The organism is Pantoea sp. GM_Pan_3, from assembly GCF_026541045.1.
Lineage (GTDB): Bacteria > Pseudomonadota > Gammaproteobacteria > Enterobacterales > Enterobacteriaceae > Pantoea > Pantoea anthophila.
Genome location: NZ_JALNVA010000001.1, coordinates 1,029,401 through 1,049,634, shown reverse-complemented (window position 1 = coordinate 1,049,634; position 20,234 = coordinate 1,029,401). Strand labels below are relative to the sequence as shown.

The 20,234-nt window shown below is 56.8% G+C and carries 21 protein-coding genes; 12 read left to right on the top strand and 9 right to left on the bottom strand.

Going from position 1 to position 20,234, the window contains the following annotated elements:
- Positions 1 to 2 precede the first annotated feature (2 nt).
- The 6 genes from citF (at position 3) to OXR04_RS04945 (ending at position 7,713) form a co-directional block, all read left to right on the top strand.
- Positions 3 to 1,523, top strand: coding sequence for a citrate lyase subunit alpha (gene citF, locus OXR04_RS04970; RefSeq protein WP_140925243.1), 1,521 nt, complete (start codon positions 3 to 5; stop codon positions 1,521 to 1,523).
- Positions 1,520 to 2,074 carry a citrate lyase holo-[acyl-carrier protein] synthase gene (gene citX, locus OXR04_RS04965; protein WP_267369380.1) on the top strand — a complete coding sequence of 185 codons (555 nt, stop codon included), beginning with the start codon at positions 1,520 to 1,522 and terminating at the stop codon, positions 2,072 to 2,074. Before citF ends, citX begins: the two co-directional genes overlap by 4 nt.
- Entirely contained in the window at positions 2,043 to 2,915 is an 873-nt protein-coding gene (gene citG, locus OXR04_RS04960) for a triphosphoribosyl-dephospho-CoA synthase CitG (RefSeq protein WP_267369379.1), read from the top strand. Before citX ends, citG begins: the two co-directional genes overlap by 32 nt.
- A 29-nt stretch (positions 2,916 to 2,944) precedes the next feature.
- Entirely contained in the window at positions 2,945 to 3,505 is a 561-nt protein-coding gene (locus OXR04_RS04955; protein WP_267369378.1) for an alpha/beta hydrolase, read from the top strand.
- 66 nt (positions 3,506 to 3,571) lie between these two features.
- A complete protein-coding gene (gene acnB / locus OXR04_RS04950; protein ID WP_140925251.1) occupies positions 3,572 to 6,181 on the top strand; it encodes a bifunctional aconitate hydratase 2/2-methylisocitrate dehydratase in 2,610 nt (869 codons plus the stop codon).
- A gap of 98 nt (positions 6,182 to 6,279) precedes the next feature.
- Positions 6,280 to 7,713 carry an anion permease gene (locus OXR04_RS04945; RefSeq protein WP_267369377.1) on the top strand — a complete coding sequence of 478 codons (1,434 nt, stop codon included), beginning with the start codon at positions 6,280 to 6,282 and terminating at the stop codon, positions 7,711 to 7,713.
- 60 nt (positions 7,714 to 7,773) lie between these two features.
- Here OXR04_RS04945 and umuC read toward each other — a convergent pair whose 3' ends face one another.
- Entirely contained in the window at positions 7,774 to 9,036 is a 1,263-nt protein-coding gene (gene umuC / locus OXR04_RS04940) for a translesion error-prone DNA polymerase V subunit UmuC (RefSeq protein WP_111207385.1), read from the bottom strand.
- A 427-nt stretch (positions 9,037 to 9,463) separates the two neighbouring features.
- Here umuC and OXR04_RS04935 point away from each other — a divergent pair, with 427 nt between their 5' ends.
- A complete protein-coding gene (locus tag OXR04_RS04935; protein WP_140925478.1) occupies positions 9,464 to 10,078 on the top strand; it encodes a TetR/AcrR family transcriptional regulator in 615 nt (204 codons plus the stop codon).
- Positions 10,079 to 10,152: 74 nt separating this feature from the next.
- Here the strand turns inward: OXR04_RS04935 and ycgZ are convergent, their stop codons facing one another.
- From ycgZ to OXR04_RS04910, 5 genes are all read right to left on the bottom strand, one after another.
- Positions 10,153 to 10,392: a regulatory protein YcgZ gene (gene ycgZ / locus OXR04_RS04930; protein ID WP_009090377.1), complete on the bottom strand. Its 240-nt coding sequence runs from the start codon at positions 10,390 to 10,392 to the stop codon at positions 10,153 to 10,155.
- A gap of 217 nt (positions 10,393 to 10,609) precedes the next feature.
- On the bottom strand, positions 10,610 to 10,882 hold the full coding sequence (locus OXR04_RS04925; protein ID WP_009090376.1) for a hypothetical protein: 273 nt from the start codon (positions 10,880 to 10,882) through the stop codon (positions 10,610 to 10,612).
- 378 nt (positions 10,883 to 11,260) lie between these two features.
- Positions 11,261 to 11,491 carry a YgdI/YgdR family lipoprotein gene (locus OXR04_RS04920; RefSeq protein WP_009090374.1) on the bottom strand — a complete coding sequence of 77 codons (231 nt, stop codon included), beginning with the start codon at positions 11,489 to 11,491 and terminating at the stop codon, positions 11,261 to 11,263.
- A gap of 15 nt (positions 11,492 to 11,506) precedes the next feature.
- Positions 11,507 to 11,740, bottom strand: a complete 234-nt coding sequence (locus OXR04_RS04915) for a YgdI/YgdR family lipoprotein (protein WP_009090372.1) — start codon at positions 11,738 to 11,740, stop codon at positions 11,507 to 11,509.
- A 384-nt stretch (positions 11,741 to 12,124) separates the two neighbouring features.
- Entirely contained in the window at positions 12,125 to 12,328 is a 204-nt protein-coding gene (locus tag OXR04_RS04910; protein ID WP_009090370.1) for a hypothetical protein, read from the bottom strand.
- A gap of 189 nt (positions 12,329 to 12,517) precedes the next feature.
- Here OXR04_RS04910 and OXR04_RS04905 point away from each other — a divergent pair, with 189 nt between their 5' ends.
- From OXR04_RS04905 to pdxY, 4 genes are all read left to right on the top strand, one after another.
- Complete coding sequence (locus OXR04_RS04905; protein WP_140925254.1) at positions 12,518 to 12,832, top strand: MliC family protein; 315 nt, start codon at positions 12,518 to 12,520, stop codon at positions 12,830 to 12,832.
- A gap of 25 nt (positions 12,833 to 12,857) precedes the next feature.
- A complete protein-coding gene (gene pdxH, locus OXR04_RS04900) occupies positions 12,858 to 13,514 on the top strand; it encodes a pyridoxamine 5'-phosphate oxidase (protein ID WP_009090367.1) in 657 nt (218 codons plus the stop codon).
- A 140-nt stretch (positions 13,515 to 13,654) separates the two neighbouring features.
- Positions 13,655 to 14,929 (top strand): tyrosine--tRNA ligase, encoded by a 1,275-nt coding sequence (tyrS, locus tag OXR04_RS04895; protein WP_009090365.1) that lies wholly within the window; start codon positions 13,655 to 13,657, stop codon positions 14,927 to 14,929.
- 56 nt (positions 14,930 to 14,985) lie between these two features.
- Entirely contained in the window at positions 14,986 to 15,846 is an 861-nt protein-coding gene (gene pdxY / locus OXR04_RS04890) for a pyridoxal kinase PdxY (protein ID WP_009090363.1), read from the top strand.
- Positions 15,847 to 15,878: 32 nt separating this feature from the next.
- Here the strand turns inward: pdxY and gstA are convergent, their stop codons facing one another.
- Together gstA and dtpA are read right to left on the bottom strand one after the other, a co-directional pair.
- Complete coding sequence (gstA, locus tag OXR04_RS04885; RefSeq protein ID WP_009090361.1) at positions 15,879 to 16,484, bottom strand: glutathione transferase GstA; 606 nt, start codon at positions 16,482 to 16,484, stop codon at positions 15,879 to 15,881.
- A gap of 147 nt (positions 16,485 to 16,631) precedes the next feature.
- Positions 16,632 to 18,128: a dipeptide/tripeptide permease DtpA gene (gene dtpA, locus OXR04_RS04880; RefSeq protein WP_154928133.1), complete on the bottom strand. Its 1,497-nt coding sequence runs from the start codon at positions 18,126 to 18,128 to the stop codon at positions 16,632 to 16,634.
- Between the two features lie 578 nt (positions 18,129 to 18,706).
- On the opposite strand from dtpA, the gene OXR04_RS04875 reads away from it, so the two are divergent.
- The gene (locus OXR04_RS04875) at positions 18,707 to 19,402 is read left to right on the top strand and encodes a CTP synthase (protein ID WP_267369376.1); all 696 of its coding nucleotides are present in this window, start codon (positions 18,707 to 18,709) and stop codon (positions 19,400 to 19,402) included.
- Positions 19,403 to 19,457: 55 nt separating this feature from the next.
- On the opposite strand, the gene OXR04_RS04870 is transcribed toward OXR04_RS04875, so the two are convergent.
- Positions 19,458 to 20,189 (bottom strand): HPP family protein, encoded by a 732-nt coding sequence (locus OXR04_RS04870; protein ID WP_267369375.1) that lies wholly within the window; start codon positions 20,187 to 20,189, stop codon positions 19,458 to 19,460.
- Positions 20,190 to 20,234 lie beyond the last annotated feature (45 nt).

The window sequence follows — 20,234 nt, the reverse complement described above, 5'->3', positions numbered from 1 at the left end:
TGATGAGCCATTTAACCCGAGCACTCCAGGCCCTCTCCGGCAGCGCATATCAGTATGAACGCTTTACCGGTGCCCATACCCACACCCCGCACCTCGCCGATCTCCGGCAGAAATATCAGCGCAAACTTTTCGACAGTATTGATGACGTTTTAGAACGCTGCGAACTGCGTGATGGGATGACCGTCTCGTTTCATCACGCCTTCCGTGAAGGGGATAAGGTGATTAATTACGTCATGGACAAGCTGGCCGAAAAAGGCCTCAGAGGGCTGACGCTGGCCTCGAGTTCGTTAATGACCTGCAACGCGCCGCTGATCGAACACATTAAAGCGGGCGTCGTGACCAAAATCTACACCTCCGGCATGCGTGGTGAACTCGCCGAGGCGATTTCACATGGGCTGATGGCGGAACCGGTAGAGATCCACTCGCATGGCGGCCGGGTTCATCTGATTGAGAAAGGGGAAATCAGCATCGATATCGCCTTTTTAGCGGTCTCCTGCTGCGACGAGTATGGCAATGCCAGCGGCAGCGGTGGGGCATCGCGCTGCGGTTCGCTGGGGTATGCGATGGTGGATGCCAGATATGCCAGAAAGGTGGTGCTGCTGACGGAAAGCATTGAGCCGTTTCCCCTGATGCCCGCCAGTCTGACCCAGGATCAGGTGGATTACATTGTCAGAATCGACAGCGTCGGCGATCCGGCAAAAATCAGTGTCGGCGCTGCCCGCGTCACCAGTAATCCGCGTGAACTGATGATTGCGCGCTCGGCTGCCGACGTGATTGAGCACTCCGGCTATTTCCGCGACGGCTTTTCGCTGCAAACCGGTTCGGGTGCCGCCTCGACAGCCTGCACCCGTTTCCTGGAATCACGCATGCGTAAACAGAACATTGTGGCCAGTTTTGCTCTGGGCGGCATTACCGGCACCCTTGTGGATCTGCATGAAAAGGGACTGATTAAAACACTGCTGGATACGCAGAGTTTTGATGGGGTTGCCGGCGCCTCGCTGGCGAAAAACCCGCATCACGTTGAAATCTCAACCAGCGTGTATGCCAACCCCTCCGCCAAAGCCGCCTGCTGCGATCGTGTTGATATTGTCATCCTGAGCGCGCTGGAAATCGATACGGATTTCAATGTGAACGTGCTGACCGGTTCCGACGGCGTGATGCGCGGGGCATCCGGCGGCCATTGTGACGTGGCCGCCGCGGCGAATCTGACCATCGTGGTGGCTCCGCTGATCCGCAGCCGTATTCCGACCGTCGTTCGTCAGGTGACCACACGGGTGACACCGGGAGAGAGCGTCGATGTTCTGGTCACCGATCACGGGATTGCCGTCAATCCCGCCCGACAGGAGGTGAAGGCGCGCCTGATGGCCGCGGGTCTGCCGGTGGTCGATATCGACACGCTTTATCAGCGCGCGCTGCTCATCTCGGGCGAGCCAAAGCCCATTGCGTTTACCTCCCGCATCGTCGGGGTGGTGCGCTATCGCGATGGCAGCGTCATCGACGTGGTCAGGCAGGTGAAAGCGTGAACCGTGTTGTGGCCCCGGCATCGTGCAGGCGTCTGGCGCTTGACGATGTGCTGAACGCCAGAGAGGCGCGCGCGCGTCGGCAGCAGGCGTGGCTGTGCCAGTATGGGCAGCCCGTGATTTCAGCCACGCTCGTCTGGCCGGGAGAGGTCAAAGATACCCCGCTTGCCCGGCAGGTCATGGCTGAGGCGAAAGAGGCGATTAATCAGCGGCTGCAACAGCACCGATGGCGAATCGCCAGGCAGGAGGCGGCTTTTCCCGTCACCGGCCCGGAGGCGCTCTGGTCCGTGTCGTCACCCGCCTGGATGATCAAGCATGTCATGGCCGATCTGGAGGATAACCATCCTCTTGGGCGTTTGTGGGACATTGATGTCTTTTGTCCCACTGCGGGCCTGGTCAAGCGCAGTGCGATACATCAGCCGATGCGCAGATGCTTTCTCTGTCATGAACCCGCCCACGTCTGCTCCCGTATGCGCCGCCATGCTCAGGATGAACTGGCGCAGAGAATTGAGGAGATAACCTATGACTATTTCAGCGGTCAGCGTTCAGTCTGAGCGCGCCGGGGATATCGCCTGGCTGGCCGCAGAGGCGATGGTCAAAGAGGCGAAGCTGACCCCCAAGCCGGGGCTGGTGGATCGCCGGAATAATGGGGCGCATAGCGACATGAATTTCATGCACTTTATGGCCAGTATTCGCGCCGTCGCACCCTGGTTTCCCCGTTTTTATGCCCAGGGGGTTGCCACCGCCGGTTTGCCTGCTTCCCAGACGTTACGGGCAATCAGACCCACGGGGCTGGCCTGTGAGCAGGCGATGTTTAAGGCCACGGGAGGCATCAACACCCATAAAGGCGGAATTTTCTCTCTGGGGCTACTGTGCGCTGCCGCAGGCCGGCTCGCTAAAAACGCGATAAGGCTCAGCCAGCACAGCCTCTGTCGGGAAATCCGCGCGATGTGCGCAGGTCTGGTCGGCAACGAACTCAGCAACCCCGGTCAGGCAAAAACCCAAGGCGAACAGATTTTTCAGGCGTTCGGATTAACTGGCGCGCGCGGTGAGGCGGAGAAGGGCTTTGACACCGTCAGGCGATATGGTCTGCCGCAGTGGGAAAACGTCCTGCGTGCGGGGGGATCGGAAGAGGAGGCCCTGCTCAGGATGCTGCTGGCTTTAATCGCCGCCAATCCCGACACCAATCTGGTTTCGCGGGGCGGTATGCGGGGACTGAGCTATGCCCGGCGCTACGCCACCCGACTCCTGAAAATCAGGGATCTCTCCGGTGAAACGCTCACAAAGGCGCTGAGACATATGGATAACGCCTTCATTCAGAAAAATATCAGTCCGGGAGGCAGCGCAGATCTTCTGGCGGTGGGGTGGCTCCTTTCCCATTATCCGGCGTCATGAAACCGCATGAACAGGGCGAGGAAAAAAGAATGACGATGCAACGGCTGCACCAGCTGAGCGAGCGGTTCACGGTGATTCTGGTGCCGGGGGTGCGCGACAGTGATGAAAGTCACTGGCAAAGCTGCTGGCATCGGCGTTTTCCTCACTGGAAACGGATACGTCAGCGAAACTGGCTGGCGCCCGATATTGATGGCTGGATCGCAGCGATACGACGGGAGCGCTTATGTGGCCAGCGCCCGGCGATTCTGGTCGGACACAGTTTTGGCGCGCTCGCCGCCTGCCGTCTGGTTCAGACGCAGACGCTGCCCGTGGCTGGCATCATGCTGGTTGCGCCCGCAGAGCCCGCGCTGTTCGGACTGGAGGAGCAGGTGCTGCCGGAAAAACTGCCCGTTCCCGGCGTGATGTTTGTCAGCCACAACGATCCCCTCATGCCATTTAAACGCGCCCGGTTCTGGGCGGAATGCTGGGGTGCACACCTTATCGACCTGGGTGACGCCGGGCACATTAATAGCGCGGCCGGCTTTGGGGAGTGGGAATTTGGCCTGGTGCAACTGGCCGCATTTGGCGAAGGCCTTGAGACCGATAATTAAAAGCAGAATGACGCACACTCTTTACTTCACGCAATTCAGACAGGTGATGTCTGTTTCGGAGAAACTATGTCAGACAGCTACAGTAAGCATGTACAGGAACGTGCTTTAAAAAATCTTCCTCCTGAGCCGCTTAATGCCGGGCAAACCCGCGCGTTAATTGATGCGCTGATATGTGCAGAGGGTGACGATAAAAACAGGCTCCTGGAGCGGTTAGCCCATTGCGTTCCGCCCGGCGTCGATCCGGCAGCCAGCGTTAAAGCGGATTTTCTTTATCAGCAGATTAAAACCGGTGACCAGGCGGGCATCATTCCGCCTCAGCAGGCGATTGAACTGCTGGGCACCATGCAGGGTGGATACAATATTCAGCCGCTGATCGATCTGCTGGATGACCCCCAATGGGCGAGCTGCGCGGCGCAACAGCTGAGTCACACCCTGCTTATTTTTGAAAAATTTAACGATGTGGCTGAAAAAGCGCAGCAGGGGAATCACCCTGCACAGGCGGTGATGCAGTCATGGGCGCGGGGCGAATGGTTTACACGCCGCCCGGCACTCCCGGAGACGATGACGCTCAACGTCTTCCGTGTCACCGGTGAAACCAATACAGATGACCTGTCTCCCGCGCCTGAGGCATGGTCACGTCCCGATATTCCGCTGCATGCGCTCTCTATGTTGAGCCATCCGCGCGAGGGGGTGGAGCCGGATGAGCCTGGCAACCGGGGGCCGATGACGCAGCTGGCGACACTGAAGCTGCAGGGCTATCCACTGGTCTACGTCGGGGATGTAGTGGGAACCGGCTCGTCGCGAAAATCGGCCACCAATTCGCTTCTGTGGCATATCGGCAGGGATATCCCCTGGGTGCCCAATAAACGCAACGGCGGCGTGGTGTTTGGCGGAAAAATTGCCCCCATCTTTTTCAACACGCTTGAGGACTCGGGCGCACTGCCTGTCGAAATGGACGTCTCCGGCCTGAAGACGGGCATGCTGATCGACCTTTATCCTTACCGGGGCGAAGTGCGCGACCACGCCAGCCAGCAGCTGATCACCCGATTCACGCTGAAAACGGCGGTGCTGCCTGACGAAGTGCGTGCGGGCGGGCGTATTCCGCTGATCATTGGCCGAAGCCTGACGGCCAGAGCACGGGAGTGGCTGGGACTGCCGCCTTCCGACCTCTTCCGGCAGCCTGAAGCCCCCGTACCGTCCACGGCAGGTTTTACCCTGGCGCAAAAAATAGTGGGAAGAGCCTGTGGTGTGGCGGGCGTGCGGCCCGGCCAGTATTGCGAACCTAAAATCACCACGGTCGGTTCGCAGGATACCACCGGCGGCATGACGCGCGATGAGCTGACCGATCTCGCCTGCCTGCGCTTTTCCACCGACCTGTTCATGCAATCGTTCTGTCACACGTCGGCGTACCCTAAACCGGTTGATGTGAAGCTGCATGAGACACTGCCAGAGTTTATCAGCCAGCGGAATGGCGTCGCGCTCAGACCCGGCGATGGCATCATTCACTCCTGGCTTAATCGCATGCTGATCCCCGATACGGTCGGCACCGGCGCAGACTCTCACACCCGTTTCCCATTAGGGATCTCATTTCCGGGCGGCTCCGGTCTGGTCGCCTTTGCCGCAGCAACCGGCATTATGCCGCTGGATATGCCGGAGTCGGTGCTGGTGCGTTTCACCGGCGACATGCAGAAAGGGATCACCCTGCGTGACCTGGTTCACGCCATCCCGCTTTATGCCATCCGACAGGGATTGCTGACGGTAGAGAAGAAAAACAAGATCAACATTTTCTCCGGCCGGATTCTGGAAATCGAAGGGCTGAGCAGCCTGAAAGCCGAACAGGCTTTCGAACTGGCGGATGCGTCGGCTGAACGCTCTGCGGCGGCCTGTGTGTTGCGTCTGGAAGAGGAGAATGTGGCGGAGTTTCTGCGTTCGGATATTGCGCTGCTGCGCTGGATGATAGAGCAGGGCTATCAGCACGCCGGGACCCTGGCGCGACGGATTGCAGAGATGGAAGCCTGGCTGGCTAACCCGTCGCTGCTGGTGGCCGACCAGGATGCTGAGTATGCGGCCATAATCGAGATAGACCTCACAGAAATCACCGAACCAATTGTCTGTGCGCCGGATGATCCGGATGATGCCCGCCTGTTGTCAGAGGTGGCCGGTTCGCCAGTTGAGGAGGTGTTCATTGGCTCCTGCATGACCAATATTGGCCATTTTCGTGCGGTCGGTAAACTCCTGTCGGACGTGAAGGATCTGCCTGCCAGGCTCTGGCTGGCGCCGCCAACCAAAATGGATGCGCAGCAGCTCTCCCGCGAAGGCTACTTTAACCGGTTTATTCAGGCGGGTGCCCGAATCGAACCTGCTGGCTGTTCTCTCTGTATGGGGAATCAGGCCCGGGTGCGGCAGGGCAGCCATGCTGTTTCAACCTCGACCCGTAACTTCCCGCATCGCCTGGGAACGGATGCCCGTGTTTTTCTGGCGTCGGCTGAACTGAGCGCGGTGGCGGCGATGATGGGTAAAATGCCGACGGTGGAGCAGTATCTTCGGCAGATGGAGAAGATTCACCCGCATCACGACGAGACGTATCGCTATCTTAATTTCGACCAGTTACCGCACTATCGGTCTGCGCACGATGAAAAGAGGGTGATTAAAACGTTTGCCGGGCAGAACCTGTAATCCGTGACGTTTAATCTAAGCGTGAGCCGCATCCGGGCAGACAGCAGAGGCAGAGTGGGACGTTTCTGTTGTTCCGGGTGCGGCACACAGGGAGGTGTATGTTGACCGCAAAAACCACAAAAATAGCGTTGCTCATTTTTATCCTTCTCTTACCCCTCGTTTTGCCGCCGCCCACCGGGTTAACCCGGGAGGCCGCGATACTGGCCGGGATCTATCTCGCGGCGATTGTCGGGTTGATCAGCAAGCCTTACCCTGAACCGGTCATCATGCTGGTCGCCGTGGCGCTCTCCTGTCTTGCCATCGCCCGGTTTGACGACTCTCCGGTGAAATCGCTGGATGTGCTGAGCGGCTATGCCTCCGGCACAACGTGGCTGGTGTTCAGCGCCTTTACATTGAGTGCAGCCTTTGTGACCACCGGACTGGGCCGGCGTCTGGCGTACGGGTTTATCCTGAAATTTGGCTCGACCACATTGCGACTCGGCTATGTCACCGCACTGCTGGACGTCATTCTGGCACCAGCGACGCCCTCTAACACCGCCCGCGCCGGCGGGGTCGTCTTTCCCATCATCAACAGCATCGCGCTGGTCTTAGGCTCCACGCCAGGCGAGACGCCGCGTAAAGCCGGGCGGTTTCTGATGGTGAATGTTTATATGGTCACCAAAACCACCAGCTACATGTTTCTTACCGCTTTCGCGGGCAATGCCTTAGCCCTCCAGTTAATTTCTGACATTTTTCACATTCAGATTAGCTGGGGTGGCTGGGCGCTGGCTGGCGTGCCGCTGGGGCTGCTGATGCTGGCGCTGATCCCCTTCCTGACCTATAAAATCGTGCGTCCGGAATTAAAAAAATTAGACAACGTTCACATCGCCACGGCCGGTCTGCAGGCGCTGGGGCCAATGAGTCCGAAAGAGAAAGGGCTTATCGTGGTGTTTATCGCCGCTCTGCTGGGATGGATCTTTTCCCGCCATCTGGGGTTAAACGAATCGGCGGTTGCCGTTATCGCGATGGTGGCTGCCCTGATCTTTAACATCATCAGCTGGAATGATGTGCTGCAGAATAAGGGGGGCTGGAATACCCTGATCTGGTACGGCGGCATTATCGGACTCAGCACGACGTTAAGCAAAGAGGGGGTTTTTCACTGGCTGGCAGAGGTGATGTCGGCACACCTGAACTTTCTGGGGCCGGAAAACAGCACGATTATCATCATTGTCCTGCTGAGCCTGGCGATACGCTATCTGTTCGCCTCAGGCGGTGCCTATGTGGCCGCGATGGTGCCGGTGTTAGCCACGGTGGGACTGGTCACCGGCGCGGCACCCGTCCTGCTTGCGCTGGCGATCCTCTTTTCTAACTCCTATGGCGGTAGCCTGACGCACTATGGCGGCGCGGCAGGCCCGATTATCTTTGCCGCGGGCTACAACGACATTAAATCGTGGTGGATCACGGGAACGGTGATTACCCTGTTAACCTTTATCCTGCATATGCTCATCGGCCTTCCCTGGTGGAGCTTCCTTTTGCAGCACGGCCTGCTGTAAACACGGTCAGGGCTTTGCTGGCGACACCGCGCCGGATCAGCCCTCGCTCTGCATGGCACGTTATTTTGCCACAGGGAGATCCTGATAACGGGTGGTGTAGGCGGGTGACAACATTTCCCGCTTCATCGCCCAGGGCTTCTGGACGCCCTGACCGGCAAACCATAACTTCGCTTTTCCGCTCTGATTAATGCCATCGACCACGCGCATCAGCGCTTCACTGCCAGGGCGGGGCTGAAACTCATCGAAAAGATTAAGTTGCGTCACGCCCTGATTAAAAAAGTCCCCCAGCATAACGCCTGCCTTCATATAGCGGCAGCCATCCAGCCAGATACGATCCAGCGCTTCGGCGGCCACGCGTATAATGTCGCGGGTATCGTTAGTCGGGATAGGTAACTGCGCCATAGCCTGATTACCATAAAAACCTTCTCCTTCAGCATGCGGACTGGTGCGGATAAACACGGCGACCTGTCGACAGAACTGCCGCTCCTCACGCAGTTTTTCCGCCGCCCTGACCGCATAGTTACACACGGCTTCCCGCATATCAGCATACGCTGTGATGCGTCCTGAAAAAGAGCGTGAGCAGATGATCTGCTGTTTCGCAGGCGAGAAGGTCTCCAGTTCCAGGCAGGGTTCGCCGCGCAACTCCCTGACCGTTCGCTCCAGCACCACGTTGAAATGTTTGCGAATAACCCAGGTACTCTGTTCCGATAAGTCTTTTGCCGTGATGATGCCCATGGCATTCAGTTTCCTGCTGAGACGTCTTCCCACACCCCAGACATCTTCAACCGGGATCAGGGCCATCAGCTTTTTCTGGCGATCCACATTAGAGAGGTCAACCACACCACGGGTTTTTGACCATTTTTTTGCGGCGTGATTCGCCAGTTTGGCCAGAGTTTTGGTCTGTGCAATGCCGACACCGACGGTAAGATGGGTATCCTGTTTGATGCGTGCACGGATCTCGTGCCCGACTTCTTCCAGAACGCGACAGTGGCGAACGCCGGTGAGGTCGACAAACGCTTCATCAATGGAGTAGATCTCAACGGCTGGCGAGATCGCCTCCAGCGTGGTCATGATCCGGTTACTCATATCAGCGTAAAGCGTGTAATTTGAACTGAAAACGTGGACGTTGAGCCGCTGCAAATCCTCTTTGATTTTGAAATAGGGTGCCCCCATTTTGATCCCCAACTGCTTTGCCTCGGCCGAGCGGGAGATAATACATCCATCATTATTACTCAGGATGCAGACGGGCTTGCCTCTCAGGTCGGGCCTGAAAACGGTTTCGCATGAGGCGTAGAAGGAGTTGACATCAACCAGGGCGAACATCAGCAATCGGCCCTGTTTAGCGGACTGTTAATCAGGGAGTGGCTGGCCAGCCGATAGCCAGCAGGGGCAGTGACACCGGCATGAGCGCGCGGTTGAGATGTCACGGGTCTGAAAAGGGGCATAAAGGTATCTTTGCGAATGCTGTATATAAATACAGTATTGCGAATCAGCGATGCTGGTCAAGTCACGCCATACCGATTCTTTTTAACTTTATGATATGAAAGTGCTTTTTATTGTTCGTGCTACAGGTGCGTGAAGGGGCTGCGGCATATCCCAGCCGGCACCGCACAATGTTCAGCTCCTCGTCAGATAAAGGATGCAGGCTGCATTAGCGCGACGCTTAATGCGCGTAGTGTACTTATCACTGCTGCCTGCGCTAGAATCCCCGGTTGATTTGACCGAAATGCACCTCTTCAGGCCGGTAATGATGATCACGACAGCGACAGCGCAAAAAAGCAGAGAGCGGGGACGGCCCAGAGAGTTCGATATCGAGCAGGCTCTGGATCACGCGATGATCGTTTTCCGGCAAAAGGGGTACCATGCAGCCTCCATCGGCGATCTGAGTGAGGCGATGAACCTCTCTGCAGGCAGTATCTATAAGGCGTTTAAAGATAAACGCTCACTGTTTCTGCTGGTCTTCGAGCGCTATCTGCTGCTGCGCAATGCCGATCTGCGCCGTCGTCTGGCCCCCTGCGTGAGCGGGCGGGAGAAGATCACCGAGCTGTTACAGTTCTATCTGGATTCGGCGCGGGCGACGGAGGGACGGCGCGGCTGTCTGGTTGTCGCCAGTGCCATTGCGTTGCAGACAATGGATGAGGCGCTGGCGCAGCGCATCAATGAAGTTGTGCAGCGCAATCAGCGCTTCCTGGTTTCACTGCTGGAGCTGGGGCAACGGGATGGCTCTATCGATAACACGCTGGACAGTGAAGCGGCAGCGGGTCTGATTCTCTGCATTGCGTTTGGTATGCGGGTGACAGGCAAGGTGGGCGATATGGTCAATGAGCAGCAGACGCTGGCACTGGCACTGAAGGTGCTGGGGTAACAGCGAGCCCGCTGTGTGACGCGACACCGCCCGGAGCATGTCCGGCACGCGGGGGGCTGAAACGCCCCCGAAGATTAACGGCCGAACAGCAGGCTGATGAGCGCGTGATAGTGGCGCTCTTCTTCCTGTGAAGAGGCTGTTTCAAGGCGGCGCAGCAGTTTGGTGCAGATCGATTTGCGATTCACGTTCTGACCGGCATTCAGAATTTCCACTACCACCTGTCCCAGCGTCTCTTGCTGTGAAGGCAGGCTTGCCGCATTAAAATAACGGGCAATGTCGTCTGCCGTTTGTGGCAGTCTCTGGTTCGGGTACATGGATCGTTTCCTGGCGGATAGTTCAGCATCTAACGAATAGGTACAAAGTTATACAATGTTGTCTGTGTTGTACAGCTATTTCGCCAGAAATCGTCTGCTTTTTATTCAGCACGGCTGCGCTGACAGTGGCAGGGTAAATGAGCGGAGCCGGCGCAGGGTGCAAAACCAGCAGGCGGGCGCAGACTGAATGCACCCGACAGCCTGGCCTGCAGCATAGCTAGCGGTAATCTTTCAGGAAAACCGGTGCCTGTCCGGTCTCAACCAGCCAGTTAAGTTCGGCTCGGTCGCGCGATGCGGCTTCGGTGAAACTTTTGAGCCAGTTTCGCGCATCGGCAATCTGGGCGACGCGTTCATCACTGCGCTCATGCTCGGCCATTTCACCCAGCTGGCGAATCAGTGAAACGAGCGTGATTTCCTGCTCTGTAAAAGCCAGATTAATTGCCGCTTCACCAAGAATCATATGACCGACGTTTTTGTCATAATACACCATATGTTATCTCCTGATTAATGAGCCATACGCCAGTTTAGTTAAAGGCGTCTCTGACTAAAAGAGCAGAAATAGCAGGTCAAAACGATCGGTCTTTTCCCAAAATAAATGGCACCTCAAAGCGAAGCGCTAACCTGTTAATATCCCAGCATAAAAAATTTCAGACACCTCTGTTCATAAAATAACTGAGCGATTTTGACGATTAAACAGAGAGGGAGATGCCTGAAATTCAGATAAGCCAGCGACTCTGGCCAGGCACAGGGTCACATTAAAGCGCGTCTGTTTCAGCAACAGAGAAAGGAGAAGGGGTTTATAAAAAGAGGCGGACGACTGACAGACAGAATAAAGCCGCCCGAAGGCGGCTTTATTCCACAGAGAGCGTTATTTATTCGGTACTTCGGAAACCGCTTTAACGTCGGCTTTATTAATCTGTTGCTTCACGCCGTTTGCATCGGTGTAAGCCAGCAGGCCTGCATCAGATTCTGACGGTTTGCCATCACTAATAATGGTGCGTCCATCGTTAGTCTGAATCGCATAGCTGGTGCGGGTGCAGCCAGTTAACACAGTCATACCAATCAATGCGGCGAGCGGTAAAATCAGCGCTTTTTTCATCTTATTCACCTTATATTAGTTATCGAGTTCACTCATATTACTGATCTCATTGCGATTGATTTGCTCAGTTTTTCCTGTCTGAGCATCGCGATAAGAAACCAGACCGGTATCTGAATCAATCTGCGGTTTACCATCGGTCACGATGGTGCGGCCATCAGTGGTCTTAATCGATTGATTGGAAGAGCAGCCTGCCAGTGTGCCTAAAGAGAGAGCCAGCAATGCGATAGCTGACAGGGATTTCATTTTCATTTTTTGTTCTCCATGAATTCATATCCAGACGTTTACAGCATAGACGCCTTTATAAATTTTGCTGGCCCTGACCCGCTCCGTTGCGTTTTTTTTAAGCAAAAACAGTGGTCGCTGTGATTATTTCCGACGCTGAGTCCGGGAAATAGCATTTATTGCAACTTTGTATTGTCGGCACGGACGTTTTGCGGCGCTGGCATCCCGTCACAATAAGCACAAAGCCAAAGGCGAAAATAAGATCGGAGATAAGGGCCGCTATTTTGTTAATGCCCGGACCGTCAGCAGGAGAATAGATCGCAGCGCGGAACGCGGGCGCCGGGGAGAGCTCTCCTGCAGAGGAGGATGAGTGGCCCGAAGCCGGTGCGATCCCGGGCCAGAGAGAGGCTATCAGAGGACAGAGTCTTCGCCCGCTTTGGCGGCCGCTTTTTCCGCCTTCATGGCGCTGACCGGATCGGAGGCGCTCAGCCAGCGGTCAAACTTCTGGTAGGTGTCGATAAAGGTCTTAAAGTAGCTGCTGGCAATGGTGGCATTCTCTTTGTGATTCATAAACGCCACGGCCAGCTTGAATGCATCTTCGTTATCAAATTTCATGTTGGTTTCCCTCGCTTAAGATGCATAGAGCGTAGCCTGATAACGCGACCTCTGCATTCAGACAACCGCCTGAAAAGCGACAATAATTCTCTCTGCCCGACGCCATTCATCCGATTGGCGCGGATTCCCACTTACTTCACGCCAAATCCTTCTTATAATGCCAGCTTCACTTGTGAAGGGGACCCGCTTATGTCGAAAGGATTAATCGTTGCCGCTGTGCTGCTGCTGTCGGGTTGCAGCCTGTTGCATAAACAGCCGCCAGCGCCGCAGACGCTGCACTATCGCTGTGGGACGCTGCCGCTGACCGTGACGCTGGATGAGAGTCAGCAGCAGGTCAGTTTCATTATGGACGGCCAGCCGCTGACGCTGAAGCAGACCGTATCGGCGTCCGGTGCCCGTTACAGCGATGGCACCTATGTTTTCTGGTCTAAAGGCAACGGCGCATTTATTGAACGGAACGATAAAATTGTCGTGAACGATTGTGAGCTGCAACCTGCCAGCTGACTCTTTATCTGAAAAGGCGAGCATTATGAGCGACAGCGAAACGCTACACACCATTGCCCATCTGCGGCGTGAATATACCCGCGGCGGATTACGCCGGAAGGATCTGCCGGACGATCCCGTCGTCCTGTTTGAACAGTGGCTGAGCCAGGCGTGCGAGGCAAAACTGCCCGATCCGACGGCCATGACCGTCGCAACCGTGGATGAACAGGGCCAGCCGTGGCAGCGCATCGTGCTGCTGAAGCACTTCGATGCGCAGGGCATGGTGTTCTATACCAACCTCGGCAGCCGCAAGGCGTTACAGCTGGCAAACAATCCGCGCATCTGCCTGCACTTCCCGTGGCACTACCTGGAGCGTCAGGTGATGGTGCTGGGCGAAGTGGAAAAACTCTCGCCGCTGGAGGTGCTGAAATATTTTCACAGTCGTCCGCGTGACAGTCAGATCGGGGCCTGGGTGTCGAAGCAGTCGAGCCGTATTTCGGCGCGCGGCATTCTGGAAGGGAAGTTCCTTGAGCTGAAGCAGAAGTTCCAGCAGGGCGACGTGCCGCTGCCCAGTTTCTGGGGCGGCTATCGGGTGAAATTTCATACGCTGGAGTTCTGGCAGGGGGGCGAACATCGCCTGCACGATCGTTTCATCTACCAGCGCGATCACGATGGCTGGAAAATCGACCGTCTGGCACCCTGAATCTGCACGATTCCCCCCTATCAGCGCTGGCACAGAGAGCGTCAGCGCTTTATGCTATAGCCCTGATTTTTTTCGATTCCGCATCCCGGCGGAAAGCTGTGTACCAGCCTAGGTGCAGTCTGATCAATTTGGAGTCAGTAATGACCAGCAGTAACCTGATACAACAATTGCAGGAGAGGGGCCTTATCGCCCAGGTGACGGATGAAGAGGCGCTGACAGAGAAACTGGCGCAGGGGCCAATTTCGCTCTATTGCGGCTTTGACCCCACAGCCGACAGCTTGCATTTGGGCCATCTGGTACCGCTGCTCTGCCTGAAGCGTTTTCAGGATGCCGGCCACAAGCCGGTGGCACTGGTCGGTGGCGCAACCGGCCTGATTGGCGACCCGAGCTTCAAAGCCGCAGAGCGTAAACTTAATACCAGCGAAACCGTCGGTGAATGGGTTGAAAAGATCCGCCAGCAGGTGGCTCCCTTCCTCGACTTCGATTGCGGCAGCAACAGCGCAATCGCCGCCAATAACTACGACTGGTTTGGCAGCATGAACGTGCTGACCTTCCTGCGTGATATCGGCAAGCACTTCTCCGTCAATCAGATGATCAATAAAGAAGCGGTGAAGCAGCGTCTGAACCGTGACGATCAGGGCATCTCCTTTACCGAGTTCTCTTACAATCTGCTGCAGGGCTATGACTTTGCCTGCCTGAATGAGCGCCACGGCGTCTCGCTGCAGATTGGCGGATCGGATCAGTGGGGTAACATCACCTCCGGTATCGACCTGACCCGTCGTCTGCATCAGAACCAGGTGTTTGGCCTGACCGTGCCGCTGATCACCAAATCTGACGGCACCAAGTTCGGTAAAACCGAGGGCGGCGCAGTCTGGCTGGATGCGAAGAAGACCAGTCCGTACAAGTTCTATCAGTTCTGGATCAACACCGCGGACGCAGATGTCTATCGCTTCCTGAAGTTCTTCACCTTCATGAGCATTGAAGAGATCAACGCGCTGGAAGAAGAGGACAAAAACAGCGGCACCGCGCCACGTGCGCAGTATGTGCTGGCTGAGCAGGTCACGCGTCTGGTGCATGGCGAAGCGGGTCTGTCGGCGGCGAAACGCATCACGGCCAGCCTCTTCTCCGGCGCCGTGAGCGATATGACCGAAGCGGATTTCGAGCAGCTGGCGCAGGATGGCATGCCAACCATCACCCTGAGCGCTGAAGACGATCTGCAGCAGGCGCTGGTGAAAGCGGAGCTGGTGCCGTCACGCGGTCAGGCTCGCACCATGATTGGCTCCAACGCCGTCTCTCTGAACGGTGAAAAGCAGTCTGACGCGGAATACCGCTTCAGCGACAGTGACAAACTGTTTAACCGCTTCACGCTGCTGCGTCGCGGTAAGAAACATTACTGCCTGATTAACTGGCAGTAAGATTTCAGGGCCGGTCTCCGGCCCTTTTTTATGGCAAGGCAGGACAGGGCAAACAAGTGAAAAATATTTTAGCGATTCAGTCGCACGTTGTTTTTGGTCACGCCGGGAATGCGGCGGCTGAGTTTCCGATGCGCCGCCTGGGTGCAAACGTCTGGCCGCTGAATACCGTGCAGTTTTCCAACCATACGCAATATGGCCACTGGACCGGCACGGTGATGCCAGCAACGCACTTAACCGACATCGTGAAAGGCATTGCGGACATCGACCGTCTGAAAACCTGTGACGCGGTGCTGAGCGGCTATCTCGGCTCGGCGGAGCAGGGCGAGCAGATTCTGGAGATTGTCCGTCAGGTCAAAGCGGCTAACCCGAACGCCTGGTACTTCTGCGATCCGGTGATGGGCCATCCGGAGAAAGGCTGTATCGTCGCCCCGGGCGTGGCAGAGTTTCACTGCAAAATGGCGATGCCTGCCAGCGACATCATCGCGCCGAACCTGCTGGAGCTGGAGATGCTGAGCGAACGCACCGTCACTGATGTGGACGCGGCGGTGGACGCAGCACGGGCGCTGATCGCTCAGGGGCCGCGCGTAGTGCTGGTGAAACATCTGGCGCGTGCAGGGCGTCGCAGCGATCGCTTTGAGATGCTGCTGGTGACGGCAGAGGATGCCTGGCACATCAGCCGTCCGCTGGTGGACTTTGGCGTCCGTCAGCCGGTCGGCGTGGGGGATCTGACCAGCGGACTGCTGCTGGTTAATCTGCTGCACGGTAAATCGCTGCAGGATGCGCTGGAGCACGTCACCGCTGCCGTTTATGAGGTGATGCTGAAAACCCATCAGATGGGTGAGTATGAGCTGCAGCTGGTGGCGGCACAGGATGCCATCGCCCATCCTACCCAGCACTTCGCGGCTGAAAAGCTGTAACGCATCAGGGCCGGTCATCCGGCCCTGTTCACTCAGGCTAATCCTTCGGCCCTGAGTGCCGCCTGCACCGCAGGCCGCTCTGCAACCCGCTCAAACCACGCCTTCAGCGCCGTATACTCAGACAGATCCAGTCCCAGCGCGTTTGCCCAGCGCGTCACCACGAAGAGATACGCATCGGCCACGCTGAAGTGCAGCCCCATCAGCCACTGTCTGTCACGCAGTGATTCATCGACAAAACGAAATTTTGCTTCCAGCTGGCTGCGGGTCTGCGCTTTTACCTCGTCAGAGTAACCCGGCCGGAACAGCGGCCCGAAACTTTTATGCAGCTCGCTGCCAACGTAACTGAGCCACGCGACGGTCTGGTAGCGCGTCAGGCTGCCAACCGGTGCCAGCAGGTGGCGATCGGGTTTGAGATCCGCCAGGTACTGCACAATGGCGACACCTTCCGTCAGCACGGTGCCATCGCTGAGCTGCAGGGCGGGCACCTGACCTTTGGGGTTAATCTGGCGAAAGTCGTCGCCGCGTTCGGTGAGCTTTGTAGCCAGATCAACGCTGACCTGGGTGAAGTCGAGCCCGCATTCGCGCATGACAATGTGAGGTGAGAGCGAACAGGCACCCGCTTTGCAAAACAGTTTCATAACCCGGTCTCCTTGTGGCAATGGGGTTACTGCATAGTAAATGCTCAGAGCAGAATTGCCAGTGACAGGGATCAGGGAATGATCAGGGGGAGACGTCAGCCATAAAAAAGCCGGGCAGAGCCCGGCTGAGAGATGACAGGGTGGCTGTCAGGCCTGCACATCCCGGGCTTTTGCTTCAGGGTCCTGCGTCATGCGGTTCAGCAGCGGCGCAGTAATCAGCATCAGCACGGCGATCACTGCCGTAGTGATACCAATCTCCTGGAACACACGGCTGTAGGTTGCCAGTGAAATCAGCGGATCGGTCACGTTTTCAGGCACAGCCATCAGGTTAGCGACTTTACCGGCAATCACCGCCGCACCGGCGGTGGTCAGGAACCAGGAGCCCATGATAAAGCCCATCAGACGCTGAGGCACCAGCTGCGCGACCATCGCCAGGCCGAGACCGGAGATCATAAGCTCACCGATACTCTGCAGCGCATAGCTCAGGATCAGCCAGTTCACAGAAACGATACCGGCGTCGCTGGCAAACTTCGCGCCCAGCGGCAGCACCAGGAACGCGGCGGAGCAGAGCACCATACCAAAGGCAAATTTGTGCGGCATCGGCAGCTTATCGCCCAGTTTGTTGTAGAGCGACGCCAGCAGCGGGCTGGCCAGCATGATCCAGAACGGGTTCAGCGCCTGGAACTGCTCCGGAGCAAAGGTAATGCCGAAGATAGTGTGCTCAACGTTACGGATAGCGAAGAAGTTCAGAGAGGTCGGCATCTGCATGTAGAGCACGAAGAACAGAATCGCTTCAACCATCAGCAGGAAGGCCACGATCATCTTACGACGCGCTGCGCCCTGCAGCGCAAAGGCTTCTTTGGCAAACACCAGCACGATGCCCAGTGCAATCACCGCCAGCACCACACGTGCAATCGCCTGGTGATGCAGCATCCAGTTTGCCAGTGCGACCAGCACCACGACGCCCACGAGGGTCATCAGCAGTTTACCGACCTGCAGCGGCGCAAAGTCCGGTTTAGAACCGTAATCTTTGACCATGCGTTTGCAGAACAGGAAGTTGAACAGGGTGATGACCAGACCGATGACGCAGAGGGAGAAAGCGACGCTGTAGCCATATTTTGCGGCTAACCACGGTGTCAGCATCATCGAGAACAGCGAACCGATGTTAATCGACATGTAGAACATGGTGAACGCACCGTCGAGACGCGGGTCATCTTTCTCATAGCAGGTCGAAAGCAGCGAAGAGGGATTCGCTTTAAACAGGCCGCTACCCACGGCGATGGTGGCCATACCGAGATAGACGATACTGACGTTGTGGCCGGAGAAGGCGACCAGCGCATAACCCAGCGCCAGCACCAGCACACCCAGTACGATGACGCGTTTGGTACCCAGCACCTTATCACCGAGCCAGCCGCCGATGGCGACCAGACCATAAACCAGCGCACTGAATGAAGAGAACAGGGTAATAGAGTCTGATTCAGACAATCCCAGCTGCTTCACCAGGTAAACCGCCATAATGGCCTGCAGGCCATAGAAGCCAAAACGTTCCCATAACTCAATCGAAAAGATTAAGTAGAACGCCTTTGGCTGTTTAAACGCATTGAGGCTGACAGCCTCATCAGTGTGTTTGTTTGCAGTTGACACTTGTACCTCAGTTTTGTCACATCCTGTTTCGGGACAGGAATTAAGTCTGCGTCATGTGAGTGTTCCATGCGCAAAATTGTTATCAGAAGGGAGGAGCGGCGACTAATTTGGCTGATTACGGGCAGCAGGGCAAGAGTTTTCTGACACCCCGTGTAACCTGATAATGTCAGGTTAAAAATCTTACAATAAACGATGAGGCAGATTTTAATATTGATCTGAAATATCACTTCAGTATAAAAATGCCAAATGAGGGCGGCTTACTGGATGAAATTAATATTAACTGCTAATGACGCCTTATGCAGATTAAACGTTTGCCGGATGATAATTCAGCAGCACTAACCGGCAGAAGATGGCTATTTCCCAGGCGATCTGCCGAAAATTAAAACGTTAAGCCTGCCGCATTGATGAAAAAGCGTCCGGCTGGCGATCCGGGACACAAAACGGCGATTTATTTCAGAAAGTAAAACAAGAAATCGATTGCGCGGGGCTGGCGGGTACGAAAACCCGTATTGCTGAGCGCGCTCGACAGAATATTCACATTCCTGTAGCCTCTCAATTTCCCCTTACAGGAACTCGCTATGTCCTCCTCCCTGCGTTTATCACTGGTCGGTGATTACCGCGCCAGTGCGGTTGCCCATCAGGCTATTCCCCTTGCGATTGAACGTGCCGCCCGTCGGCTGAACATCACTGCGGAAGCAGAATGGATCCCCACAGAACAGCTTAGCGAGGCGCATCTGGCGCAGAGCGATGCTATCTGGGTCGTGCCGGGCAGTCCTTATCATAATGACGCGGGTGTCTTCGACACCATTCGCTGGGCGCGGGAAAGCGGCAAACCTTTCCTGGGTTCCTGCGGCGGATTTCAGTATGCGGTTATCGAATATGCGCGCAATGTGCTGGAGTGGCAGGATGCGCGTCACGCCGAAACGGAGACGGGCGGGCGACAGGTGATTACGCCACTGAGTTGTTCGCTGGTGGAGAAGCGCGGCACAGTAAGATTTGAAGCGAACTCCCGTATCGCCCTGGCCTATGGGGCGCTCAGCAGCGATGAAGGCTATCACTGCAACTTTGGCGTCAACCCGGCATTCAGTACCGCACTGGGCGAGAACACGCTGCGCATTACCGCCTGGGACGAGGCGGGTGAGGTGCGCGGCGTTGAGCTGTCCGACCATCCTTTCTTTGTCGCGACGCTGTTTCAGTCAGAGCGCGCCGCCCTGCAGGAGAAGGACGCTCCGCTGGTGGTCGCGTGGATGCAGGCCGCGCTGGCGCAGCGCTGACAGGCTTTATCAGGTGACACCGTCACGGACAACCGGGCGGGCGCGATGATAACCGTCAGTGATTCAGCTGGCGGCGCTGCGCGATCTGTTCAGCGCGCAGCAGCAGGGCCTGCAGATCCTCTTCATCAATATCCAGCAGTTCACCGCCCTGCATCGCCTGATGCAGATCGGCGCGGGTCAGCGGCACAGGCATCGCCACCGGCTCAGGTTTACTCTCTGCGGGAGCCAGCGGATGCGGATAGCGGCGACCGGCCAGATTATTAAACAGCAGCGCCAGCAGCGCCAGCGTCAGGGAGTTGAGCAGAACCGGCGTCAGAACAAACTGATAGCCCAGCTGCTGCACCGCAGGTCCGCCCAGAATGGCGGTCAGCGCCACCGCGCCGCCAGGCGGATGCAGGCAGCGCAGCTGAAACATCAGCAGGATCGCCACACAGGCTGCCACGCCGCAGGCGATTGCCGGATCGGGGATCAGCAGGCTGACGGTCACGCCCGCCAGCGCTGACAGGCTGTTGCCGCCGACGATGGCCCACGGCTGCGCCAGCGGACTGGCGGGCACACCAAACAGTAACACGGCCGAGGCGCCGACCGGCGCGACAAACCAGAGGTTCAGCTCACCCAGCATCCAGTGGCTCAGCAGGCTGGTCAGCATCAATCCGCAGCCGGCGCCCAGCGCGGCGAACAGGATATGCTTTTGCGTGACCGCCAGCGGGTGCGGCCAGAGTCGCGCCAGGAACTGGCGCAGAGGATGCCTCGCAGCAGGAGGCCGTTCATTCGTTGCTTTACTCACCGGGTCATAACATTTTCTTATCGTCAGGGGCGGCGATTTTCCATC

What these genes read in the sequence shown, in the direction of transcription:
- tyrS (WP_009090365.1), top strand. Translation starts at nt 13,655, where the DNA reads ATGACCAGCAGTAACCTGATACAACAATTGCAGGAGAGGGGCCTTATC.
- OXR04_RS04910 (WP_009090370.1), bottom strand. Translation starts at nt 12,328, where the DNA reads ATGAAATTTGATAACGAAGATGCATTCAAGCTGGCCGTGGCGTTTATG.
- gstA (WP_009090361.1), bottom strand. Translation starts at nt 16,484, where the DNA reads ATGAAACTGTTTTGCAAAGCGGGTGCCTGTTCGCTCTCACCTCACATT.
- OXR04_RS04945 (WP_267369377.1), top strand. Translation starts at nt 6,280, where the DNA reads ATGTTGACCGCAAAAACCACAAAAATAGCGTTGCTCATTTTTATCCTT.
- ycgZ (WP_009090377.1), bottom strand. Translation starts at nt 10,392, where the DNA reads ATGTACCCGAACCAGAGACTGCCACAAACGGCAGACGACATTGCCCGT.
- OXR04_RS04905 (WP_140925254.1), top strand. Translation starts at nt 12,518, where the DNA reads ATGTCGAAAGGATTAATCGTTGCCGCTGTGCTGCTGCTGTCGGGTTGC.
- OXR04_RS04920 (WP_009090374.1), bottom strand. Translation starts at nt 11,491, where the DNA reads ATGAAAAAAGCGCTGATTTTACCGCTCGCCGCATTGATTGGTATGACT.
- umuC (WP_111207385.1), bottom strand. Translation starts at nt 9,036, where the DNA reads ATGTTCGCCCTGGTTGATGTCAACTCCTTCTACGCCTCATGCGAAACC.
- acnB (WP_140925251.1), top strand. Translation starts at nt 3,572, where the DNA reads ATGTCAGACAGCTACAGTAAGCATGTACAGGAACGTGCTTTAAAAAAT.
- OXR04_RS04925 (WP_009090376.1), bottom strand. Translation starts at nt 10,882, where the DNA reads ATGGTGTATTATGACAAAAACGTCGGTCATATGATTCTTGGTGAAGCG.
- OXR04_RS04955 (WP_267369378.1), top strand. Translation starts at nt 2,945, where the DNA reads ATGACGATGCAACGGCTGCACCAGCTGAGCGAGCGGTTCACGGTGATT.
- OXR04_RS04935 (WP_140925478.1), top strand. Translation starts at nt 9,464, where the DNA reads ATGATCACGACAGCGACAGCGCAAAAAAGCAGAGAGCGGGGACGGCCC.
- pdxH (WP_009090367.1), top strand. Translation starts at nt 12,858, where the DNA reads ATGAGCGACAGCGAAACGCTACACACCATTGCCCATCTGCGGCGTGAA.
- citG (WP_267369379.1), top strand. Translation starts at nt 2,043, where the DNA reads ATGACTATTTCAGCGGTCAGCGTTCAGTCTGAGCGCGCCGGGGATATC.
- OXR04_RS04915 (WP_009090372.1), bottom strand. Translation starts at nt 11,740, where the DNA reads ATGAAAATGAAATCCCTGTCAGCTATCGCATTGCTGGCTCTCTCTTTA.
- OXR04_RS04875 (WP_267369376.1), top strand. Translation starts at nt 18,707, where the DNA reads ATGTCCTCCTCCCTGCGTTTATCACTGGTCGGTGATTACCGCGCCAGT.
- citF (WP_140925243.1), top strand. Translation starts at nt 3, where the DNA reads ATGAGCCATTTAACCCGAGCACTCCAGGCCCTCTCCGGCAGCGCATAT.